This window comes from Nonomuraea sp. NPDC050328 (genome assembly GCF_044459405.1).
In the GTDB taxonomy this organism is placed as follows: domain Bacteria; phylum Actinomycetota; class Actinomycetes; order Streptosporangiales; family Streptosporangiaceae; genus Nonomuraea.
In genome coordinates this window covers 225188-243533 of record NZ_JBITIW010000010.1, presented here as the reverse complement: position 1 = coordinate 243533, position 18346 = coordinate 225188, and the positions used below count along the sequence as shown (strand labels likewise).

Annotated in this window: 14 protein-coding genes and 1 tRNA gene; 11 read left to right on the top strand and 4 right to left on the bottom strand. The window is 71.1% G+C overall.

The window, feature by feature from the left end:
- Positions 1–105: 105 nt before the first annotated feature.
- The 3 genes from ACIBG7_RS33060 (at position 106) to ACIBG7_RS33050 (ending at position 7267) form a co-directional block, all read left to right on the top strand.
- Positions 106–3204: a BTAD domain-containing putative transcriptional regulator gene (locus ACIBG7_RS33060; protein WP_397338728.1), complete on the top strand. Its 3099-nt coding sequence runs from the start codon at positions 106–108 to the stop codon at positions 3202–3204.
- Between the two features lie 161 nt (positions 3205–3365).
- Positions 3366–6470 carry a hypothetical protein gene (locus tag ACIBG7_RS33055; protein ID WP_397338727.1) on the top strand — a complete coding sequence of 1035 codons (3105 nt, stop codon included), beginning with the start codon at positions 3366–3368 and terminating at the stop codon, positions 6468–6470.
- 95 nt (positions 6471–6565) lie between these two features.
- Entirely contained in the window at positions 6566–7267 is a 702-nt protein-coding gene (locus tag ACIBG7_RS33050) for a hypothetical protein (RefSeq protein ID WP_397338726.1), read from the top strand.
- A 52-nt stretch (positions 7268–7319) separates the two neighbouring features.
- Here the strand turns inward: ACIBG7_RS33050 and ACIBG7_RS33045 are convergent, their stop codons facing one another.
- From ACIBG7_RS33045 to ACIBG7_RS33035, 3 genes are all read right to left on the bottom strand, one after another.
- Positions 7320–7826 carry an NUDIX hydrolase gene (locus ACIBG7_RS33045; RefSeq protein WP_397338724.1) on the bottom strand — a complete coding sequence of 169 codons (507 nt, stop codon included), beginning with the start codon at positions 7824–7826 and terminating at the stop codon, positions 7320–7322.
- 27 nt (positions 7827–7853) lie between these two features.
- Positions 7854–8492: a DUF6461 domain-containing protein gene (locus ACIBG7_RS33040; RefSeq protein ID WP_397338723.1), complete on the bottom strand. Its 639-nt coding sequence runs from the start codon at positions 8490–8492 to the stop codon at positions 7854–7856.
- Positions 8493–8604: 112 nt separating this feature from the next.
- The gene (locus tag ACIBG7_RS33035; protein WP_357923082.1) at positions 8605–9369 is read right to left on the bottom strand and encodes a GyrI-like domain-containing protein; all 765 of its coding nucleotides are present in this window, start codon (positions 9367–9369) and stop codon (positions 8605–8607) included.
- Positions 9370–9998: 629 nt separating this feature from the next.
- Between ACIBG7_RS33035 and ACIBG7_RS33030 the strand changes: the two genes are divergently transcribed.
- The 8 genes from ACIBG7_RS33030 (at position 9999) to ACIBG7_RS32995 (ending at position 18156) form a co-directional block, all read left to right on the top strand.
- Positions 9999–10781, top strand: coding sequence for a hypothetical protein (locus ACIBG7_RS33030; RefSeq protein WP_397338722.1), 783 nt, complete (start codon positions 9999–10001; stop codon positions 10779–10781).
- Positions 10778–12439 (top strand): peptidoglycan-binding domain-containing protein, encoded by a 1662-nt coding sequence (locus ACIBG7_RS33025; protein ID WP_357923073.1) that lies wholly within the window; start codon positions 10778–10780, stop codon positions 12437–12439. The genes ACIBG7_RS33030 and ACIBG7_RS33025 overlap by 4 nt, the downstream gene beginning before the upstream one ends.
- Positions 12432–13106 (top strand): ABC transporter ATP-binding protein, encoded by a 675-nt coding sequence (locus ACIBG7_RS33020; RefSeq protein WP_357923070.1) that lies wholly within the window; start codon positions 12432–12434, stop codon positions 13104–13106. Before ACIBG7_RS33025 ends, ACIBG7_RS33020 begins: the two co-directional genes overlap by 8 nt.
- Positions 13107–13108: 2 nt before the next feature.
- A complete protein-coding gene (locus ACIBG7_RS33015) occupies positions 13109–14284 on the top strand; it encodes an ABC transporter permease (protein ID WP_397338721.1) in 1176 nt (391 codons plus the stop codon).
- A gap of 14 nt (positions 14285–14298) precedes the next feature.
- Positions 14299–14988, top strand: a complete 690-nt coding sequence (cseB, locus tag ACIBG7_RS33010; RefSeq protein WP_357923065.1) for a two-component system response regulator CseB — start codon at positions 14299–14301, stop codon at positions 14986–14988.
- Positions 14985–16184, top strand: a complete 1200-nt coding sequence (locus tag ACIBG7_RS33005; protein WP_357923062.1) for a HAMP domain-containing sensor histidine kinase — start codon at positions 14985–14987, stop codon at positions 16182–16184. The genes cseB and ACIBG7_RS33005 overlap by 4 nt, the downstream gene beginning before the upstream one ends.
- Before the next feature lie 196 nt (positions 16185–16380).
- Positions 16381–17124, top strand: coding sequence for a D-alanyl-D-alanine carboxypeptidase family protein (locus ACIBG7_RS33000; RefSeq protein ID WP_397338720.1), 744 nt, complete (start codon positions 16381–16383; stop codon positions 17122–17124).
- A gap of 429 nt (positions 17125–17553) precedes the next feature.
- On the top strand, positions 17554–18156 hold the full coding sequence (locus ACIBG7_RS32995) for a ribonuclease E inhibitor RraB (protein ID WP_397338719.1): 603 nt from the start codon (positions 17554–17556) through the stop codon (positions 18154–18156).
- Positions 18157–18232: 76 nt separating this feature from the next.
- On the opposite strand, the gene ACIBG7_RS32990 is transcribed toward ACIBG7_RS32995, so the two are convergent.
- Positions 18233–18306: transfer RNA gene (locus ACIBG7_RS32990), tRNA-Ala, on the bottom strand.
- Positions 18307–18346: the final 40 nt, after the last annotated feature.

The following is an 18346-nucleotide window of genomic DNA, read 5'->3' as shown; positions in this document are numbered from 1 at the left end:
CTGATGTCCTCAACGATGTCCGGCAGCTCTGACAGGCGGCTTATATCCCGCTTCCCGGGACACCGTCCGGCCGTAAGCGAGGGCTTGATCGGTAGCCTGGCAGGCATGCGGATCGAGCTGCTGGGACCGGTGCGGGCGCATGCCGACGACGGCGCGCCGATCGAGCTCGGCGGCGCCAGGGTTCGCGCGCTGCTGGCCAGGCTCGCGCTGGCCGGTGGCGAAGGGGTGTCCGTCGACGCGCTGATGGAGGCCCTGTGGGGCGAGCGCGCGTCCGGCGACAGCGTCAACGCGTTGCACGCGCTGGTGCACCGGCTGCGCAAGACCCTGGGCGAGGCGGGCGTGGTGGAGCGGATGCCCGGCGGCTACCGCCTCGACGTCCGCGCCGAGCAGGTCAACGCGCTCCGCTTCGAGGAGCTGGCGAAGCGGGGCCGGCACGAGCTGGGCGCGGGCGAGCTGCCGCGCGCCGCCGCCCTGCTGGAGGAGGCGCTGGCGCTCTGGAAGGGCGAGGCGCTGGCCGACGTCCGCGACCTGCCCTTCGCCGGTACGGCAGGCGCCCGCCTGGACGAGCTCCGCCTCGGCGCCCTCGAAGACCGCTTCGAGGCCGAGCTCCGGCTGGGCCGCCACGGCGAGATCCTCGCCGACGTGGAGGCGGCGGCCTCCGACCACCCGATGCGGGAACGGCTGGCCGGGCTGCGCATGCGGGCCCTGCACGCGGCCGGGCGACAGTCGGACGCGCTGGCCGTGTTCGAGCAGGTCCGCGCGACGCTCGCCGAGGAGCTGGGCGTCGACCCCTCCGAGGACCTGCGCAAGACGCACCTCGCCGTGCTCCGCGGCGAACTGGACGCCCCCGAACCGGAGCAGGCCCGGCCGGAGGCGGCCCAAGGGCGGCTGCCGGCCCCGCTGACCAGCTTCGTCGGCCGGCAGGACGAGCTGCGGCTGCTCGCCGGAGCGCTGGAGAGCTCCCGGCTGCTCACCGTCGTGGGCCCCGGCGGGGTGGGCAAGACCCGCCTGGCGGTGCAGGCGGCGAGCCGGCACCGGGCCCACCAGCGCGGCCGCGTGTGGCTCGTCTCCCTGGCCGCCGCACACACCGCGGACGAGCTGGTGGCGGCGGTGCTGGGCACGCTCAGCATGACCGACGCCCAGCCGGCCGGACCGCCGCTGGAGCGGATGGTCGCCCTGCTCGCCGGGGGCGAGGGCGTGCTGGTGCTGGACAACTGCGAGCAGATCTCGGGCGCGGTCGCGGAGCTCGCCGGCCGGTTGCTGGAACGCCTGCCGTACCTGAAGATCCTGGCCACGAGCCGCGAGCCGCTCGAGGTCATGGGCGAGACGTTGTGCCGCCTGGGCCCCCTCGACCTGCCCGCGACGCCCGCGGAGGCGGATCGGGCCTCGGCGGTGCGGCTGTTCCTCGATCGGGCGGCAGCCGTACAGCCCGGTTTCGTCCTGGACGCGACGACCGTGACCCCGGTCGTGGACATCGTGCGCCGGCTGGACGGCCTGCCGCTGGCCCTGGAGCTGGCCGCGGCCCGGCTGCGGACCATGAGCGCCGAGCGGATCGCCCGGCGGCTGGACGACCGCTTCCGGCTGCTCAGCACCGGCAACAGGACCGCCCAGCCCCGCCAGCAGACCCTCCACGCGGTGATCGAATGGAGCTGGGACCTGCTCACCGACCAGGAGCGCACGCTGGCCGCCCGGATGTCGGTCTTTCCCGCGCGGACCGGTCTCGACGCGATCGAGGCCGTCTGCGGCGACATCTACCTCCTGGACTCCCTGGTCGACAAGTCCATCGTGGAGCGGACGGGCGACGCCTACCGGATGCTGGAGAGCATCCGCGCGCACGCGGCCGACAAGCTCCGGCTGGCAGGCGAGACCGACGCGGTCCGGCGCGAGCTCATGCGTTACTTCGCCGACCTGGCCGAGGAGCACGAGCCGCTGCTGCGCTCGGACCGGCAGGCGGAGTCGCTGCGGCTGTTCCAGGCCGAGTACGACAACCTGATGTTCGCCCTGCAGACGGCCGTCGACAGCGGCGACGCCGCCACCTCCGCCCGGCTCCTGGGCCCGCTGTACTGGTACTGGGTCATGCTCCGCTACGACGCCCGCGCCGAGGACTACCTGGCCAAGGTCGCCGCGTTCGGCGACGCGCTGCCCCCGGAGGCCCGGGCCGCGTTCACCGCCCTGCACCTGCTGGGCGCCGAGGGCCGCCCGCTCACCGACCCCGGACGGCTGCGCGCGGTCGTCGACGACTGCGTGCGCACCGGTGCGCTGCGCCGCTATCCGATGCTGCTGACGACCGTCGTGGTGATGGCCGCGATGATCGGGCTCGACGACCTGCTCGACCAGGAGATCGCCCGCGTCCGCGGCGGCTCGGACCGCTGGGCGATCGCCTGCACCCACATGATCGAGGCCATGCGGTACCGCGAGCGGGAAGACGCGATGACCACGGCGCTGCGCCTGTTCGAGGAGGTCGGCGATCGGTGGTGGACCGCCAAGGCGCTGTACGGCCTGGCCCAGCGGCACGCCGTCGCCGGTGACCACGCCAGGGCGATCACCGCCTACGAGCGGAGCCTCGCCCTCGCCACCGGCCTCGGCTCGCAGGACGAGGTCTCCACCCGGCTCGGGCTCGCGGTCGAGCGCATGCGCGCCGGCGACCTGACCGGCGCCGGACGCGACCTCGACACCGCCGAGCGCGCGGCCTGGCGGCGCGGCCAGCCTGCGCTGGAGATCGAGGTGCTCGGCGTCCTGGCCGAACTGCACCGCCGCTCCGGAGAGGTCGCACGCGCCGACCACGAGCTCGACCGGATGGAGGCGCTCCTGCGCAAGCTGACCCCGTCCGCGGAGGCCCTCGACCCCCGGCTGCCGGCCGCGCGGGTGGCCAACCTGCTCGCCGCCGGGGACACCGCGCGCGCCCGAGCCCTCCTGCCCCACGTCGTCCAGGCCGCCCAATCGATCATGGACGCCCCCTTGGCCGCGCAACTGCTGGCCAGGCTGCTGTTCCTCGAAGGCGATGCGGCCGGCGCGGCCACCGCGCTCGGCCTCAGCCAGGCCCTCCGCGGCTCCTTCGACCACGGCGACACCGAGCTGCGCGCCCTCGCGGCGACGCTCGCCGACCGGCTCGGCCGTCCCGGCTACGACACCGCCTACCGGCGCGGCGCCGCCCTGAGCCCGCAGGCGGCCGCCGAGCACCTGGCCGAGCTGCGCCTGCCGTAGCCCTCGGTTTGTCGGTGCGGTGATCTAGTGTCCCGGGCCATGACTTCAGCGACGCAGGCGCACCGGTCCCACGCGCCTTCCCCCCACGTCGCCGGCCCTCTCGGCCCGGCGACCCAGGCAGCCCTCCCGCTCGCGGCCCGGCCCGCCGTGGAGGGCTCCCGATGACCCGCTGGACCGAGATCTGCGAGCTGATCGCCGCCGGTGAGACCGCCCGCCTGACCACCATGCTGGTCGCCCTCACCGAGGAGGAGCGCGCCGACCTGAGTGGCCTGCTGCCCGGCCTGGTCAAGGGCTTACGCCGGCTCCGCACCGAGCAGGTTCGCGCCGAAGATCCCGACGAGGCCGAGTTCCTGGCCTCGTGGGAGGTCGGCGAGATGCTCGACAAGCTGGCCCCCGCGCTGCTGCTGGCCGGGGTCGGCCTCATCACCGGGCCCGCGGCCGCGGTGGCCTGGATGACCAGCCGCGACGTCAACCGCCGCTGGGCCGACACCCCCAACCTCGCCCGCGTCTGCCGGGTGGCCGCCGCCCGGCCTCCGGCCTGGCGGCACGATGTCGCGGTACGGCTGGCCCAGCGGATCCGGCGTCCCGCCGACCGCATCGCGCCCATCGCCCTCGCGTTGCTGCGGACCTCCGGCGCGACGCCGCCCGAGCACGACCCGCTGGTGGCCGCCTGGCTCAGCGAGCCGATCGTGGTCAAGGACCCGCTGGCTCCTGTCCTGCTGCCGCGCGTCTTCGAGGCCGAGGGCGCCGGCCGCGCCCTGCGTGAGGAGCGGCTCGACCCGCTGCCCAGCCGCTGGCTCGCCACCGCGGCCCGCGACCTGCCCAGGCAGCAGGCGCTCGACGGCTGCGTGAGCCGCTTCCTGCGTGGCGGCGACGCCCAGGACCTCCGGTTCTTCGTCCGGCTCCACACCCTCCTCGACCCGTCCCCCGCCGAGTCGGCTCCCCGCCTGCGTGACTACCTGCGGCTGCTGCCGTCCGCCCCGGGCACGGTCGCCGAGCTGGCCGCCGAGCAGGTGCGCAAGGCGCTTCCGCTCGACCACGCCGACCTGGTCGAGGCGGTGGACGCGCTGACCTTCCGCGAGGAGGCCAAGCTCGCCGCGCTCGGCCTGCGCTGGCTCGGCCAGGCACTCCGCGCCACGCCCGAGACCGCCGGCGACTTCGTGACCGCCCTGGTCACCGCGTACACCCACAAGTCCTTCGACGTGCGCACCCGCGCGGTCGAGCTGACCTTGAAGCACGCCGGCCTGTTCGCCGGGGACGCCGGCACCATCCTCGACGGCGCCGGCCACCTGCCCGCCGACCTCGCCGCCAAGCTGGCCGCCCGGTTCGGCGGCGAGGTTCCCGTCGAGGACCTGCCGGCACGCAAGGAGCTGCCGCCGCTCCCCGCCCTGCCGGAGCTGCGGCCCTTCCCGGAACCGTCGCTGGCCGCCAACCACGAGACGACGTGGGTCAGGGAAGAGGGCTGGCTGGCCGCCTTCGTCGCCGGAGGCGCCGCCGGCCGGGCCGCCTTCGCCCCGCAGATCGAGGGCGGACCGGCACACTGGGCGTCGGACCAGGCACGCACCGAGCCCGCCCAGTGGCGCGCGGCGCTCGCCGCCGAGCTGGTGACTCCCGGGAGCGTCCGCGAACTCCCGCCATTCGAGCCGGAGAAGTTCTGGGACCGCCCCAACCACACCCTGCGGGTCAGGAGGCTCACCCGTGGTCAGGAGCCGGACCCGGAAACGGGGATGAGGTTCATGATCAGCAGCTCCTACCGGCCCGGCCGCTACCTCGACGACGACGCCCCGATGCGCGCCATCTTCCTCACCTGGACCAGCGACGACGGCCCCGGCGCGGCGGTGGCGACCGAAGGCGACCGGCAGATCCCGTTCGCCGACGGCAGGATCCACCTGTACGGCCCGCAGGGCATGCCGCCCGACGCCTTGTACGACGACTCCGACGAGGCCATGCCGGACTTCATCCTCGACCGGGCCTTCGACCGCATGGCCGAGCTCGGCGTGGATCCCCTCCGGATCGCCGCGATGCGCGCCGGGAAGCCGCTCCCGCCGCCGGAGCCCGACGAGCCGCTGGTGGAGGTGACCGTCATCTTCGTCCCGGCCCGGCTGCGATCCTTCATGCACGAGCCGCTGCCCGAGCACGAGGAGTGGCGGCGGCGCAACCAGCTCCCCCGTCCCAACAGCGTCACCCCGCTGCACGACTTCCAGTTGCACCGCTACGCCGAACTCCTCGACGCGCTCAGGAACGACGCCCTGCCGCCCGTCCTGCTGGCCACGCCGAGCTGGCTGAGCGGCCATCTCGAACCCGACGTGCTGGTCGACCGGCTGGAGACCTGCGCCGCCGCCGGCGTCGAACCGCTGCCCGCCGACCTGGCGCAGGCCCTGCTGCGGCTGCCCCGAGGCAGCCACCCGGCCGCCGCGGACCGCGCCGCCAAGATCGACTCGGCGGGGGCCCGCTCGGCCGCCCGCTGGCTCGCCGGGGACGGCCTGGCCGACCCCGAGTGCGGCCTCGTCTGGCGGCACATGGAAGGCGCGACCATGGTCGAGTTCGGTGACGGGGAGCCGGAGCACTTCACCTCAGTACGGCTGAAGCCGGTCCTGCGGGTGACGACGCCGACCGGGCACCCGCTGATCGACGAGGTACTGCTGCGCGAGCCGTACGACTGGCCGGTCGACGACTACGGGGACTCGTTCAGCAGGTGGTCCGGCACGCTGCCCTCGCATCGCGAGGTCCTGTCCGTCAACTGCCTGCCGTACCTGCTGCGGGGCGGCTGGGGCCATTCGGTGGGGCCGGCCGAGATCGCCTCCCTGCCGCTCACGCGGGGGCCGCTGGGCGAGGCGACGGCGGCCATCCTCGCCTTCCAGCTCGTCGCCGGCCTGCCGGGCGCCATCCCGCTGATCCTGACCCTGGCCGCCGCGGACGACCTGCCCGCCGAGGCGATGGGGCGCCAGATCGCGCTGATGCTCCGCCGTACCTGGCTGGAGGTCCGTCCCGCCATCACCGCCCTGACCCAGCTCGCCGAGGCGGGCGGGCATCACGCGGTGTGGCGCATCCTGGGCACCCTGCTGCCCGCCCTTCTGCCCGGCCCCGGGCAGCGCGCCACCGTCACCCACAGCGAGCTCGTCGCCCTCGCGGCCGACGTCGCACTGTGGACCGATGCGCGCGGCGAGCTCCCGGTGATCGCGCAGCACGCGGGCAGCCGCCGTACCACCCGCTTCGCCCACGAGTGCCGGCGGCTGCACGCCCAGCTCATCGGGGGCGCGTCGTGACGGCTGTTGGCGATGGACGGCAACCCCCTATGATCCACAAGGTGATTCTTCGCCCCCTAGCTGGCGCTCTGACCGGAATGGCGCTTTGTTCCGGAATGATGCTTTTTCCCGGAGCCGCCCACGCCGAGCCGATCACCGGCGCCCCCGAACTCACCCACAACGACCTCTACAAGGCCAAGCCGGCCGGCGTCCGCTGCGCGCTGACCAAGGGCACGAGCGCCTCCTCGACCAAGAAGTACATCACCGACCTGGTCGGCTGCCTGAACAAGGCCTGGAAGCCTGCGATCAAGGACTTCAGGCAGGTCCAGGTGACCTTCAAGGAGGCCGACGACAAGCAGTCCTGCTCCACCGGCCTCGACATCGACGCCTCCTTCTCCGAGATCTGCCAGACCGAGCTCCACGTCCGCCTGGCCGGCGACTGGATCAAGGCGAAGAGCGACGTGGCGGTGTTCACCTCCATCACCAGGACCTGGAGCGGCGTCGTGGCCGGCCAGACCGGCATCGGCCAGGCCTGGTGGGCGCTGCAGAACAGCGCTGACGAAGCCGAGATGAACCAGCAGAACCGGCGCTACTACCTGCAGCTCGACTGCTTCATGGGCGTCTCGGCGAAGGCGCTGCGCCGGGTGGTGAAGGACTGGCGGCCCACCGCCAAGGGCAAGCTGTTCTGGGAGAGCTTCCTGAAGAACAAGTACAGCGGCACGAGCACCAACCGCCTTTACTGGCTTGAGCAGGGGTACAAGAGCGGGAAGCCGGGCTCCTGCAACACCTGGAAGGCCCCCGACCCCAAGGTCGCCTAGCCCCACCACGGTCAGAGGCCGTTCTCCCGGCCTCTGACCGTGGCCATCCCCCTCACGCCGCCGCTTCTTCCAGAGCACGAAAAGAGATCCGCGTCGCAGCCTGGTCAGGATCGCGGACGTGTTCCTCCGCCTCGCCCTCCGGAACCAGCCGCCTGTGCTGGACCTCGAACTCCGGCCTCCACTCCAGCACCCGGACCTCCGCCCGCCAGTACGACCGGACGAGCACCAGACCCAGCTCATGCCCGCGCACGCACTCGCTGCGCGAATACCCCAGCAGTCGGCTCCCGACGACGGTGACGCACGCTTCTTCCAGCATCTCCCGCCGCAGGGTCTCCTCGACGCTCTCCGCCCCTTCAGGCCGTCCGGCCGGGAACCCCCAGTGCTCGCCGTCATGACTGATCAGCACCATCTCCCCGCCGGCTGTCACGCAGACGCCCGCGGCTCCATGCGGTTCCCCTTCGGGCGGGTCATCGACGGGATGCCAGGACACCACCCAGTCCTGACCGTTGGAATGCGTCACCATCCGCTCTCCGTCACGGGCGGGGGCGATGGATGTCATGTGGGTGTCCCGTTGTGGGGTGCCGGGTCAGCGGGTGGCGTCGGTCGGGTTCACTGTCACGCACGGGTGCGCCTGGTCGAGCCACTCGGCGCTCAACCGGACTCCCGTGGTCTGCTCGATGAGCGCGAGCCAGGCGGCTCTCCAGTCATAGTCGTCGCCGCGTTCCTCGAACTCGACGAAGAAGTCGGTCATCGTCTCGAGCTCCGGCCATTGACCGATGCCCGGGTAGTGCTGCGGACGGCCGGGAAACAGGGCGTCGATCATCAGGACGCACTCCCCGTCGACGGCGAAGCTCAGCCGGTTGTGGCGGTTGACGTTCCACCAGGCGCTGTAGACGCGAGCCCGGTGGCTGAGACGCTTCAGGACAGCGGAACTGGAGCCGAGGTAGTCGTATTCGATGACGACCGCGGCCGAATCGAACCAGTCGATCAGCACGGGGTACTCCCCCGCGTACAGCAGATCCCACAGCTCACCGAAACGCATGGCGTTGTGGACGCGATGAGCGGTGCCACCGCTGAGGCGGGCTGCGACCTGGTCGAGGCTGAGTTCCGTTCCGGCCTCGGGGACGATCACGGTCCAGCACATCGCCACGTCCAGCCCGCGGGTGTTGATGAGTCCGCGGTAGTGCTCGCGCAGGTCGGCGGTCGATGGCTGCCCTGTGCTCACCGCGCACTCCCTCCTTTCACACGTCACCTGCTGCCGGCTGTACCGGCTGACGCAGGATCGTCCTGCACGCACGCCATGGTGCCCGCGACGCCGCAGAGGGCTGCGGTGACGGTCACGATCCCTCCTCCAGAAGGATCATCAGGTGAGTGACAAGCTGGTCGGGCGCGGTGGTGGCCGGATCGGACACATACACCTCGCGGATCGGCCCCGCAGGCTGGTGCCCATGGTCGGCACACCAGGTCAGCAGCGTGTGGGCGGTCAGATTGATCTGGTCATAGGGCCCGACATGCGTGGCGGCAGCCAAAGTCCCCCCAGGCAACACCTCGTCACCGGCCCCGCCATCGATGACGACGGCCGCAGTGACCTCGAAGGCTTCCGACAGATCCAGCGGAAACAGTCCGATCAACTGCGCCGCCGGCCCTACCGGCATCAACCGCGCGATGGCGAGGCTGGTGGCCCGCCCGATGTCGTCCGGCCCGGCGGCCACCTCACGCGCCAGCCGTACGCGCAACGGCTTCTCCCGCACCAACCGAACCTGCGTATACGGAAGCCCATCTGCCATCACCCGGCGCAAGGTCGCCAGAGTACGGCTCCGCCGTTCAAGCTCGGCCTGCAGTTCCCGCTCCACCTCGTCCAACACACCCTCCGCACCGGCCAGCACCCGCCCAATGGCCGCCAACGGCACATCCAGCGAACGCAGCAACCCGATGGTGAGCGCGTCGCGGGCCTGACCGGGCAGGTAGTAGCGATAGCCGGTGCCGGCATCGACATGGGCGGGCTCCAGCAGCCCCAGGTCGGCGTAATGGCGCAGTTGCTTGACACTCAGGCGCGAGAGCCGCGCGAACGCGCCGATCGTCAGCAGGTCGTTGTGGTGCACGAATCCAAGGATGGACCCTGCTCCCGTGGGGGGAGTCCAGGGGCGCAAGGCGTATCCCGCCTGCTGGGGATCGCTTCCTCAACTGATTGCTCGGCACCGTCAGGTGCCGTGAGGTTCAGGGGCCGTCAGACCAGATGTACCAGGGGCCCGTGAAGTGCTCATACCTTCCCTCTGCCGGGTCGGGTGCCCGATCCGGCAGAGGGGCGAAGCCGTAGCTCTTCCACTCCACCGTGACGTCCGTGACCACGAACCCTTGCTCCGCCCGAAATCTTCTCCACCTCGTCCACGAAGGGCAGACCCCACCATTGCTCGCGTCATAGTCATCGTGCACCGACCGGGCGTGGCGTTCCAGGCTCGGCTCCGACAGGGCGAAGCGCACGCGAAGGGGCGCATCGGCCTTGACAAGCAGCAGGATGCCCAGCACCAGGACGAGCGGGACCAAAATCCACGGCGCCCACCCCCGCCGACCCGACATCCAGGACCAGGCGATGGCGAGCGCCAGCGCTGAGCGAGGCGTTGATGCACGGCGGATGCACGGCCGAGCACGCGCGGATACCCGCTCGACGTGGGCCGGACGGAATGGGGCTCCAAAGTAGCCACGGCGTGATCCCCACGGAAAGGAATCCTTCATGCGTGTGTTGATGTGCGGTCTGCTCGGCCTGGCGGTGCTGACCGGCTGCGGGGCATCGCCTGCCCCCACGGCGGACGGCGACGCCACGGTGGACAAGGTACGCGAGCGGGAGGCCGTCATCGCCACCTGCATGAAGCAGAAGGGCTTCCTCTACACCCCCTCGGTCAGCCGCCCCAAGCAGTCCGATGCCGACCCCGCTGACTACGAGGCAATGAAGGCCATCCGCGGCAAGGAGGGCTTCGGCGTCTTCTCCGCCATCGTCTATCCCAAGCCGCCGGAGAAGGGGGCGCAGGACCCGAACAAGGCGACGATCGACGCTCTCCAGGGCGCCAAGCGGGACGCCTATCTCAAGACCATGAACGAGTGCAGGGTCGACGCCCTCCGCCGGGTGAACGGCCTGAAGGTCACCTCGCTGGCCGACTACCAGGACCAGATGAGCAAGGAGATCGAGAACATCGACAAGGCGCTCGACGGCGATCCCAAGCTCCTGGAGCTCGCCGCGCCCTTCGCCGAGTGCCTGAAGTCCAAGGGCGAGCGGGTGGCGTCCGCGAGGCCGCTGGCGCTGGGCGGTCGCGGCGTGGAGGTGTGGAGCAAGCAGCTCGAGAAGCTACGGGAGGCGGGCGAGGTCACGGCGGAGGCGGCCAGGCCGTACCTCGTCAAGGAGATCAAGTCGGCGCTGGTCGACCTGGAGTGCGGCAAGGACTTCTACGCCGCCCTCGTTCCCCTGGCGAAGCGGCTCAACAACGCGGCCAGGGTGAAGTACGGGTTCGAAGCACAGTGATCCGCACCCCTCGCGGCAAGCTGCTGCTCGTCCTGGCCGCGGTCCTGGTGATCGCGGGGACCGGCTGGGGAGTGGGCACGATGCTGCGTTCCCCCGCCGACGAGGCGGCCGCCCGCAAGCCGCCCAAGCCGTCGCTGGTCACCGCCGCGGTCGAGCGGCGCAAGCTGGTGGCCACCGTGGTGGTCAGCGGCGCTCTGGAGTACGGCTCGCCGTACCCGGTGTCGCTGGCCGGCGTGGTCGGCGGCAGCGAGACTGCTCAGCGCGCCACGCGCGCTCCCCGGCAGGGCACCCTCACGGAGGGCTCCTTGCTGATGGAGGTGAACGGGCGTCCGGTGTTCGTCTTCTCCGGCACGGTGCCGATGCACCGCAGTCTGGTCCCCGGCGTCAAGGGGGACGATGTCAAGCAGTTGCAGAAGGCGCTGCGCGCGCCCGCCACCGGCGTGTTCGACCAGGCGACCATCGCGGCGGTGTCGCGCTTCTACGCCAAGCGGGGCTACGAGGCGCAGCAGCCCACCCTGGAACTGCGGCAGAAGCGTGATGACCTGCGCCGGGCCGTACGGACCGCGCAGGAAGTGCTCGCGACCGAGAGCAAGCTCCTGGAGCATGGCCGGGACGTGCTCCCGCTGAAGGTCAGGCTCGCCAACGCCAGGCAGGATCTGCGGGAGGCCGAGCGAGCGCTGAGCAACGCGCACACCATCGACGAGGAAGCCAAGGTCGAGGCGGCGGAAGCCGCCATCCGGGCAGCCGAGGAGAAGCTGCTGTCGGCCCAGCAGGACCTCGACAAGGCCATCGCCACGCCGACTCCCAGCGCTAGTCCGTCCGCCGGCCCGTCTCCCGACACCCGCCTGCTCGAACTCCGGGTCGCCAACGCGGAAGCGGATCTGGCCGCCGCCAGGTCGGCGCTGGAGCGCGTGCGGGAGGAAGCGGCGACCGCGCGGGCCACGCGGCTGGCCGAGCTGTCCAAGAACGTACGGGTGGCACGCGAGGCCGTCGTCACCGCCGAGCAGGCGCTCAAGCAGGCGCTGCAGCTCTCTCCTGCCAAGCTGAAGGTGGCCAACGCCCAGAGTGATCTGGCCGCGGCCCGAGCGCTGCTGGCCGAGTTCTCCAGGACCTATGGCACCACCGTCCCGGCGGGAGAGATCGTCTTCCTGCCCAAGTTGCCCGCCCGCCTGCACAAGCCGACCGTCAAGGCGGGCGAAGTGGTGGACCGGTCGGTCGCCACGGTGACCGCCTCCACCTTCGTGGTCGCCGGTTCGGTGGACGTGGCCGAGGCCGAGCGGCTGAAGACCGGCCTGAAGGCGAGCATCGAGACGGAGGCGGGCACGACCATCCCCGGCACGGTGACCTCCTTCGGCGGACGCGACAAGCAGGGCGCCACGCCGGTGATGATCACTCCTGCTTCGATGAAGGGCCTCAAGAAGCTCGCCGGCGCGCCGGTCACGGTCCGGGTCACCATCGGAGCCACCGGCCAGGAGGTGCTCGTGGTTCCCGCCGCGGCGGTCGTCACCGCCGCGGACGGCAAGGCCAGGGTGCTGGTGGAGATCGCGCCCGATCAGACCAGGGAGGTCGAGATCCGCACCGGTCTGTCCGCCGACGGAGCCGTGGAGGTGACCGGCGACCTCGAGCCGGGCGACAAGGTGGTGATCAACAGTGTCTGAGCCGGTCATCCTGCTCCACGACCTGACCAAGGAGTTTCCCGCCGATCCTCCCGTTCAGGCGCTCTCGGCGGTCAACCTGCGCGTGGAGAAAGCCGACTACATGGCCATCGTCGGTCCTTCCGGATCCGGGAAATCCACCCTGCTCAACACCCTCGGCCTGCTCGACCGGCCGACCAGCGGCAGCTACCGGCTCGACGGCCTCGAGACCGTCTCCATGAAGGACAACGCGCGGACCACGATCCGCGGCAGCCGTATCGGCTTCGTCTTCCAGTCCTTCCATCTGCTGCCGCACCGCAGCGTCCTGGAGAACGTCATGCTCGCCGAGGTCTACGGCGCGGCCCGGCGCGGGGGGCGGCGGGAGCGCGCGATGCGTGCTCTGGAGCGGGTACGGCTGTCGCATCGGGTGGACTTCCTGCCCGGCCGGCTGTCGGGCGGTGAGCGGCAACGCGCCGCCATCGCCCGCGCCCTCATGGGCGAGCCGTCCCTGCTGCTGTGCGACGAGCCCACCGGCAACCTCGACAGCAAGAACACCGACGCCGTGCTCGACCTGTTCGACGAGCTGCGTGCCCAGGGGATGACCATCGTGGTCATCACTCACGAGAACGAGGTGAGCGACCGGGCCATGCGCCGGGTGCGCATCACCGACGGCGTCCTGACGGAGGAGTAGAGGTGCACCCTCGCGATCTGCTGAACGAGGCCGTGGCGGGCCTGCTCGCCCGCCCGGTGCGCTCGGCGTTGACCACTCTGGGCACCGTGCTGGGCATCACCACGCTCGTGGTCACGCTCGGCGTCGCCGCGACGGCGGGCAACCAGATCGTCGGCCGCTTCGACGAACTGGTTGCCACCTTCGTCACGATCGAAGTCCCGAAGCACGCATTCCCTCTGGTCGACTGGGCCGACGTCGGCAGGGTGACCCGGCTGCGCGGGGTGGCCTCCGCCGCCGCGCTCGCCGAGGCGGAACAGAGCGCCAATCTCAGCGTCCGCTCCAACGACATCGTGGACCCGACCAGGGTCGTCGACCAGACGCTGACCGTACTGGCCAGCGACCCCGGCCTGCCCGCCGCGGTCAAAGGCCGGATGATCGAGGGTCGCTACTTCGACGCCGGGCACGTCGCCCGAGGGGACAAGGTCGTCGTGCTGGGCCAGCACGCGGCCAGGCTGCTGGGCATCACCCGGCTGGACCGGGCCCCGGCCGTCTTCATCGGCACCCAGGCGTACACCGTCATCGGGGTGCTCGGCGACCTGAAACGTGAGAAGAGCCTCGCGGGCGCGGTGCTGCTGCCGCCGGCCGTCGGCAAGCGCTACGGCCTGAGCACCGTGACCCGGGTTCTGGTCAACACCGGCCTCGGCGCCGCGGAACTGATCGCCGAGCAGGCGCCGGTCGCGCTCAGCCCGGGCAACGAGGCCCTGCTCCAGGTCATCTCGCCGCCCAGCCCCACGCGGGCACGTGACGCGGTGGAAGGCGACGTCAACGCGCTCTTCCTCATTCTCGGGCTGGTCTCCCTGGTCGTCGGCGCGGTGGGCATCGCCAACGTCACGCTAGTGACCGTCATGGAGCGTATCGCCGAGATCGGCCTGCGCCGCGCCCTCGGCGCGGCCCGCCGTCATATCGCGGCGCAGTTCCTGCTGGAGTCCACCCTCACCGGAATGACCGGCGGCGTCATCGGGGCTTCAGGAGGCATCCTCGTGATCGTCGCGGTGTGCGCCGCCAAGCAGTGGACTCCGGTCCTGGACGTACAGCTGGCCGCCATGGCCCCTGTCGCCGGCGCCCTCGTCGGGCTGCTCGCGGGGCTGTACCCGGCCCTGCGTGCCGCTCGTATGGAACCAGTCACGGCATTGAGGTAGATATCGTGCATTTCATGACATCACTCCTGCTCGTCGAGGACGACGCGGTGATCCGCACGTCGGTCAGCATGGCCCTGGAGCGCTACGGCTACCGCGTGACCACCGCCGACGACGGGCTGAGCGGCCTGGAAGCCGCCCAGGCAGGCGGCCACGACCTCCTGCTGCTGGATGTGATGCTGCCCAGCCTGGACGGCATCAGCCTGTGCCGCAAGATCAGGGAAACCAGCCAGGTGCCGATCCTCATGATGTCCGCCCGAGGCGACGGCCTGGACATCGTCGCCGGGCTGGAGGGCGGCGCCGACGACTACGTGGTCAAACCGGTCGACCTACCGGTGCTGGTGGCCAGGATCCGCTCGCTGCTGCGCCGGGCCACCATCGCCCAGCCGCAACCTTCGCCCGCGACCGGGCAGGCCGACGCCACGCTCACCTTCGGCGAGCTGAGCGTCGACACCGGTTCGCTGGAGGTACGCCGAGCCGGGCAGCGCCTTGACCTGAGCCCGACCGAGTTGCGGCTGCTGCTGGAGTTCGCCGCCCACCCGGGCATCGTCCTGGAACGGGCGACGCTGCTGCGCACGGTGTGGGACTACGGATGGGACGGCGACAGCCGCGTGGTCGACCTGTGCGTGCAGCGACTGCGCAAGAAGGTCGGAGCCGAGCGCATCGAGACGGTCCGCGGCTTCGGCTACCGGCTGAACACCACATGAATCCGGCCTCTCTACGCTGGAAGATCGCCGCCCTCGTCACGCTCGCCGCCACCGTCGTCGCGGCCGTGGTGGGGCTCCTGGTCCACCGGGCGACCTGGGAGCGTGAGCTGGGCATCGGCGAAGCCCGGGCTCTGGAGGCGCTGACTCTCGCTGACCCGGTCGCCGTCGAGCAGCTTCCCGACGAACTGGCTGCCCGGCTGCATCCCGGCCGTCCGGTGACCTGGTACGGGGTCGACTACCGGGACGAGCCGTGGATGTGGGCGGCTCAGCCGTACGGGAGCGACGGACGCCAGGCGGTGATCGCCCAGATCTCGATGGGAGGGGAGCTGCGCGGCCTGTACGCACTCGACCGCAACATGGTCAAAGCCGGCCTGCTCGCCCTGGCGGGAGTGATCCCGCTGTCGGTGCTGGCGGCCGAGCTCCCCAACCGGCGGCTCCGGCGCATGGCCCGTACCGCCCGGGAGATCGCCGACGGCGACCTGTCCGCGCGCACCGACGCGGGCGGCAGGGACGAGATCGCCGAGATCGGCGCCGGGCTCAACTCCATGGCCGCCAGCCTCCAGCAGCGGCTGCTGGCCGAGCAGCGCTTCACGGCCGACGTCGCGCACGATCTGCGCACTCCGCTGATGGGGCTGCTGACCGCCGGCCAGCTGCTGCCCGACGGGCAGGCCACCGACATGGTCCGCGAGCGGATCGGCGTGCTGCGCGGCCTGGTCGACGATCTGCTCGAGATCTCCCGCCTGGACGCCACCGGCGAACAACCGGACCGGCAGCCGGTGCCGCTGGCCGACCTGGTGCGCGAGTCGCTGCGCCGGGTCGACGTACCCGCTGACCTGGACCTCGTCGGCGACCAGCGCGACACCACAGCCGTCACCGACCCGCGCCGCCTGGAGCGCATCGTCGCCAACCTGCTCCTCAACGCTCGCGCACACGGCGCGGCCCCGGTGACGGTCGCCGTGCGATCCCGCCAGATCGTCATCCGCGATCACGGCCCGGGTTTCCCGCCCGACCTGCTCACCACCCTGAACAAGGGGCAGGCGCAGCGCTTCCACACCGGACGCAGCGAGCGGGGCCGCGGGCACGGGCTCGGCCTGACCATCGTGCTCGGCCACGCCCGCGTCATCGGGGCGAACCTGCGGTTCGACAACCCTGCCGACGGCGGCGCGCGCGTCACCGTCAGCCTGATGCCCGACTGATACACGGCCAAGCCCCTGCGGAGATCCGCCCACGGCCGTACGGACACGCGGGTGGCCCACCGTGGTCGGCATGCGACGTTCCTTCGTGTCCCTTCTGCTCCTGCTGCTGACGAGCTGTGGAACCGTGCCGCCCGTCTCCGGCGCCGTCCCCTTGCCGTAGCCGGCCGAGGGCCAGGCCGCCGTCGAAGTGGAAGGTGTGGGCAGCCTGGGCGCCAGTGGCGGCACCGACCCGCTGCCCATCGCCAGCGTGACCAAGGTCATGACCGCCTACGTGATCCTGCGCCGCCATCCGCTCCGGCCCGGCGACGGCGGCCCGCTCATCACCGTGGACCGTACGGCCGAGGACGAGTCCTACGTGCCGCAGGAGTCCACCGCCCCGGTCAGAGCAGGGGAGCGCGTACGGCTTCGCCGGCTGCTTGAGCTGATGATGGTGCCCTCGGGCAACAACGTGGCCCGACTCCTGGCCCGCTGGGACTCCGGTTCTGAGGAGCGCTTCGTCGAGCGGATGAACGCCGCCGCCCGCCGCCTGGGCATGGCCGCCACCACGTACACCGGTGCCAGCGGCAACGAGGACAGCACCGTCAGCACCGCGGCCGATCAGCTCAAGCTGGCCAAGGAGGCCATGCGCGACCCGGTCTTCCGCGAGGTCGTGTCCCAGGCCGACACGGCCGTGCCCGGCTCCGGGCGACGGCTGCCCAACACCAACACCCTGCTGCACAAGCACGGCGTCATCGGCATCAAGACCGGCTCGGGCACCGCCGCGGGCGGCAACCTCATGTGGGCCTCCCGCGTACGCGGCCACCTGGTGCTCGGGGTGATCCTCGGACAGGTCGCGAACACCAACCCGACCGCCGCCAAGGCCGCGGCGCTGGAGGCGGGCGCGAAGATGAGCGCCGCCGTGGAACGGTGGCTCACCGTCTCCGCCGCACCCCTCCCGTAGAGACGTGCGGTCAGCCACGGCATGCCGCCCGACGGCAGCGTCCAGCGGACGTGATCGGGAGGCTCCGGGGATGATGCGGCGACAACGGCAGGCGGTCCGGGTGCCGCTCCTGACACCGCTCGCCTGACCCGTTTGGCCGACCAGATCGGCTTCCCGGGCAGGCTCGGGACCGTCGGCCGGGCCGTCTCCCGCGCCCAGGCTCGTGACAAAGGTGATGCGGAACGTGGTGCTGCTCTGCGAGATCTCCCTAGGGGAAGAAGGGGCGCCCCGTCCAAGTCACTCACTCTCGCCCAGGCAGAAGCCGCTGGCGCTCGGTCCGGGAAGGCAGTGACCAAGACCCGTAAGTCCCGGCGCACGCTGGCCATGCCGAAGCGGTGCGGGGAACCGGCCTAAGCCTGACAGAACGCCATGGAGTGGACGCCCCGGGAGATGCGGCACAGCTTCGTCCCGCTGCTGTCGAATTTCGGCGTCCTGCTGGAGAGCATCTCCCGCCTGGTCGGCCACCGCAGCACCTCGGTTGCCGAGACCGTCTGCCGGAAGCAGCTCCGCCCGATGCTCTTGGAAGGAGCTGAGGCTCTGGACCAGCTTTTCCGGACTGATTATGATCGCCAATCCGAACAAAAATACGAAGGATGTCGCATGTGGCCGTTCCGGAGAAAGAAGCGTGAGCAAGTCGATCCGGAAGAGCGGTCACCAGAGCTTGGAATCAAGTACAAGGACCTGATGGTGATGCATCAGCTCACCAAAGCAGGAGCTGATCTTGAGCAGCCTCGTCATGTGGACTTCTACTTGCACGCTCCGACCCTCGATGCCGCTCAGAGCATCGCGAAGGAGGCCCACGGCGCCGGCTATGGCTTGCGTCCCGAGATCGGGAAGCCCTCCCCGGAGCATCCGGACAGCTGGCCGGTGACCTGTGAAACGACCGCGGTGATCTCGCCCGACTTCGTGCGGGAGACGGGCAACCTGTTCGATGACCTGGCGGCTCGGTATCACGCCGAGTACGACGGCTGGGGAGCCGCTGCCACCCCGTGAGGCGTAGTCACTCGGTGGGTCACCCAGCAACGCAGAAGGCCGCTTCCGATCTCTCGGAAGCGGCCTCTGGCTTGGGTGGAGATGAGGGGATTTGAACCCCTGACCCCTTCGATGCGAACGAAGTGCGCTACCGGACTGCGCTACATCCCCAAGGACTCGACCAGATTAGCAAACTTCCAAGGGTCCTCGC

Bases quoted from the DNA above. Each gene is read 5' to 3' on its own strand.
- ACIBG7_RS33045 (WP_397338724.1), bottom strand. From the start codon at position 7,826: ATGACATCCATCGCCCCCGCCCGTGACGGAGAGCGGATGGTGACGCAT.
- ACIBG7_RS33030 (WP_397338722.1), top strand. From the start codon at position 9,999: ATGCGTGTGTTGATGTGCGGTCTGCTCGGCCTGGCGGTGCTGACCGGC.
- ACIBG7_RS33050 (WP_397338726.1), top strand. From the start codon at position 6,566: ATGATGCTTTTTCCCGGAGCCGCCCACGCCGAGCCGATCACCGGCGCC.
- ACIBG7_RS33055 (WP_397338727.1), top strand. From the start codon at position 3,366: ATGACCCGCTGGACCGAGATCTGCGAGCTGATCGCCGCCGGTGAGACC.
- ACIBG7_RS33005 (WP_357923062.1), top strand. From the start codon at position 14,985: ATGAATCCGGCCTCTCTACGCTGGAAGATCGCCGCCCTCGTCACGCTC.
- ACIBG7_RS32995 (WP_397338719.1), top strand. From the start codon at position 17,554: ATGCGGCACAGCTTCGTCCCGCTGCTGTCGAATTTCGGCGTCCTGCTG.
- ACIBG7_RS33060 (WP_397338728.1), top strand. From the start codon at position 106: ATGCGGATCGAGCTGCTGGGACCGGTGCGGGCGCATGCCGACGACGGC.
- cseB (WP_357923065.1), top strand. From the start codon at position 14,299: ATGACATCACTCCTGCTCGTCGAGGACGACGCGGTGATCCGCACGTCG.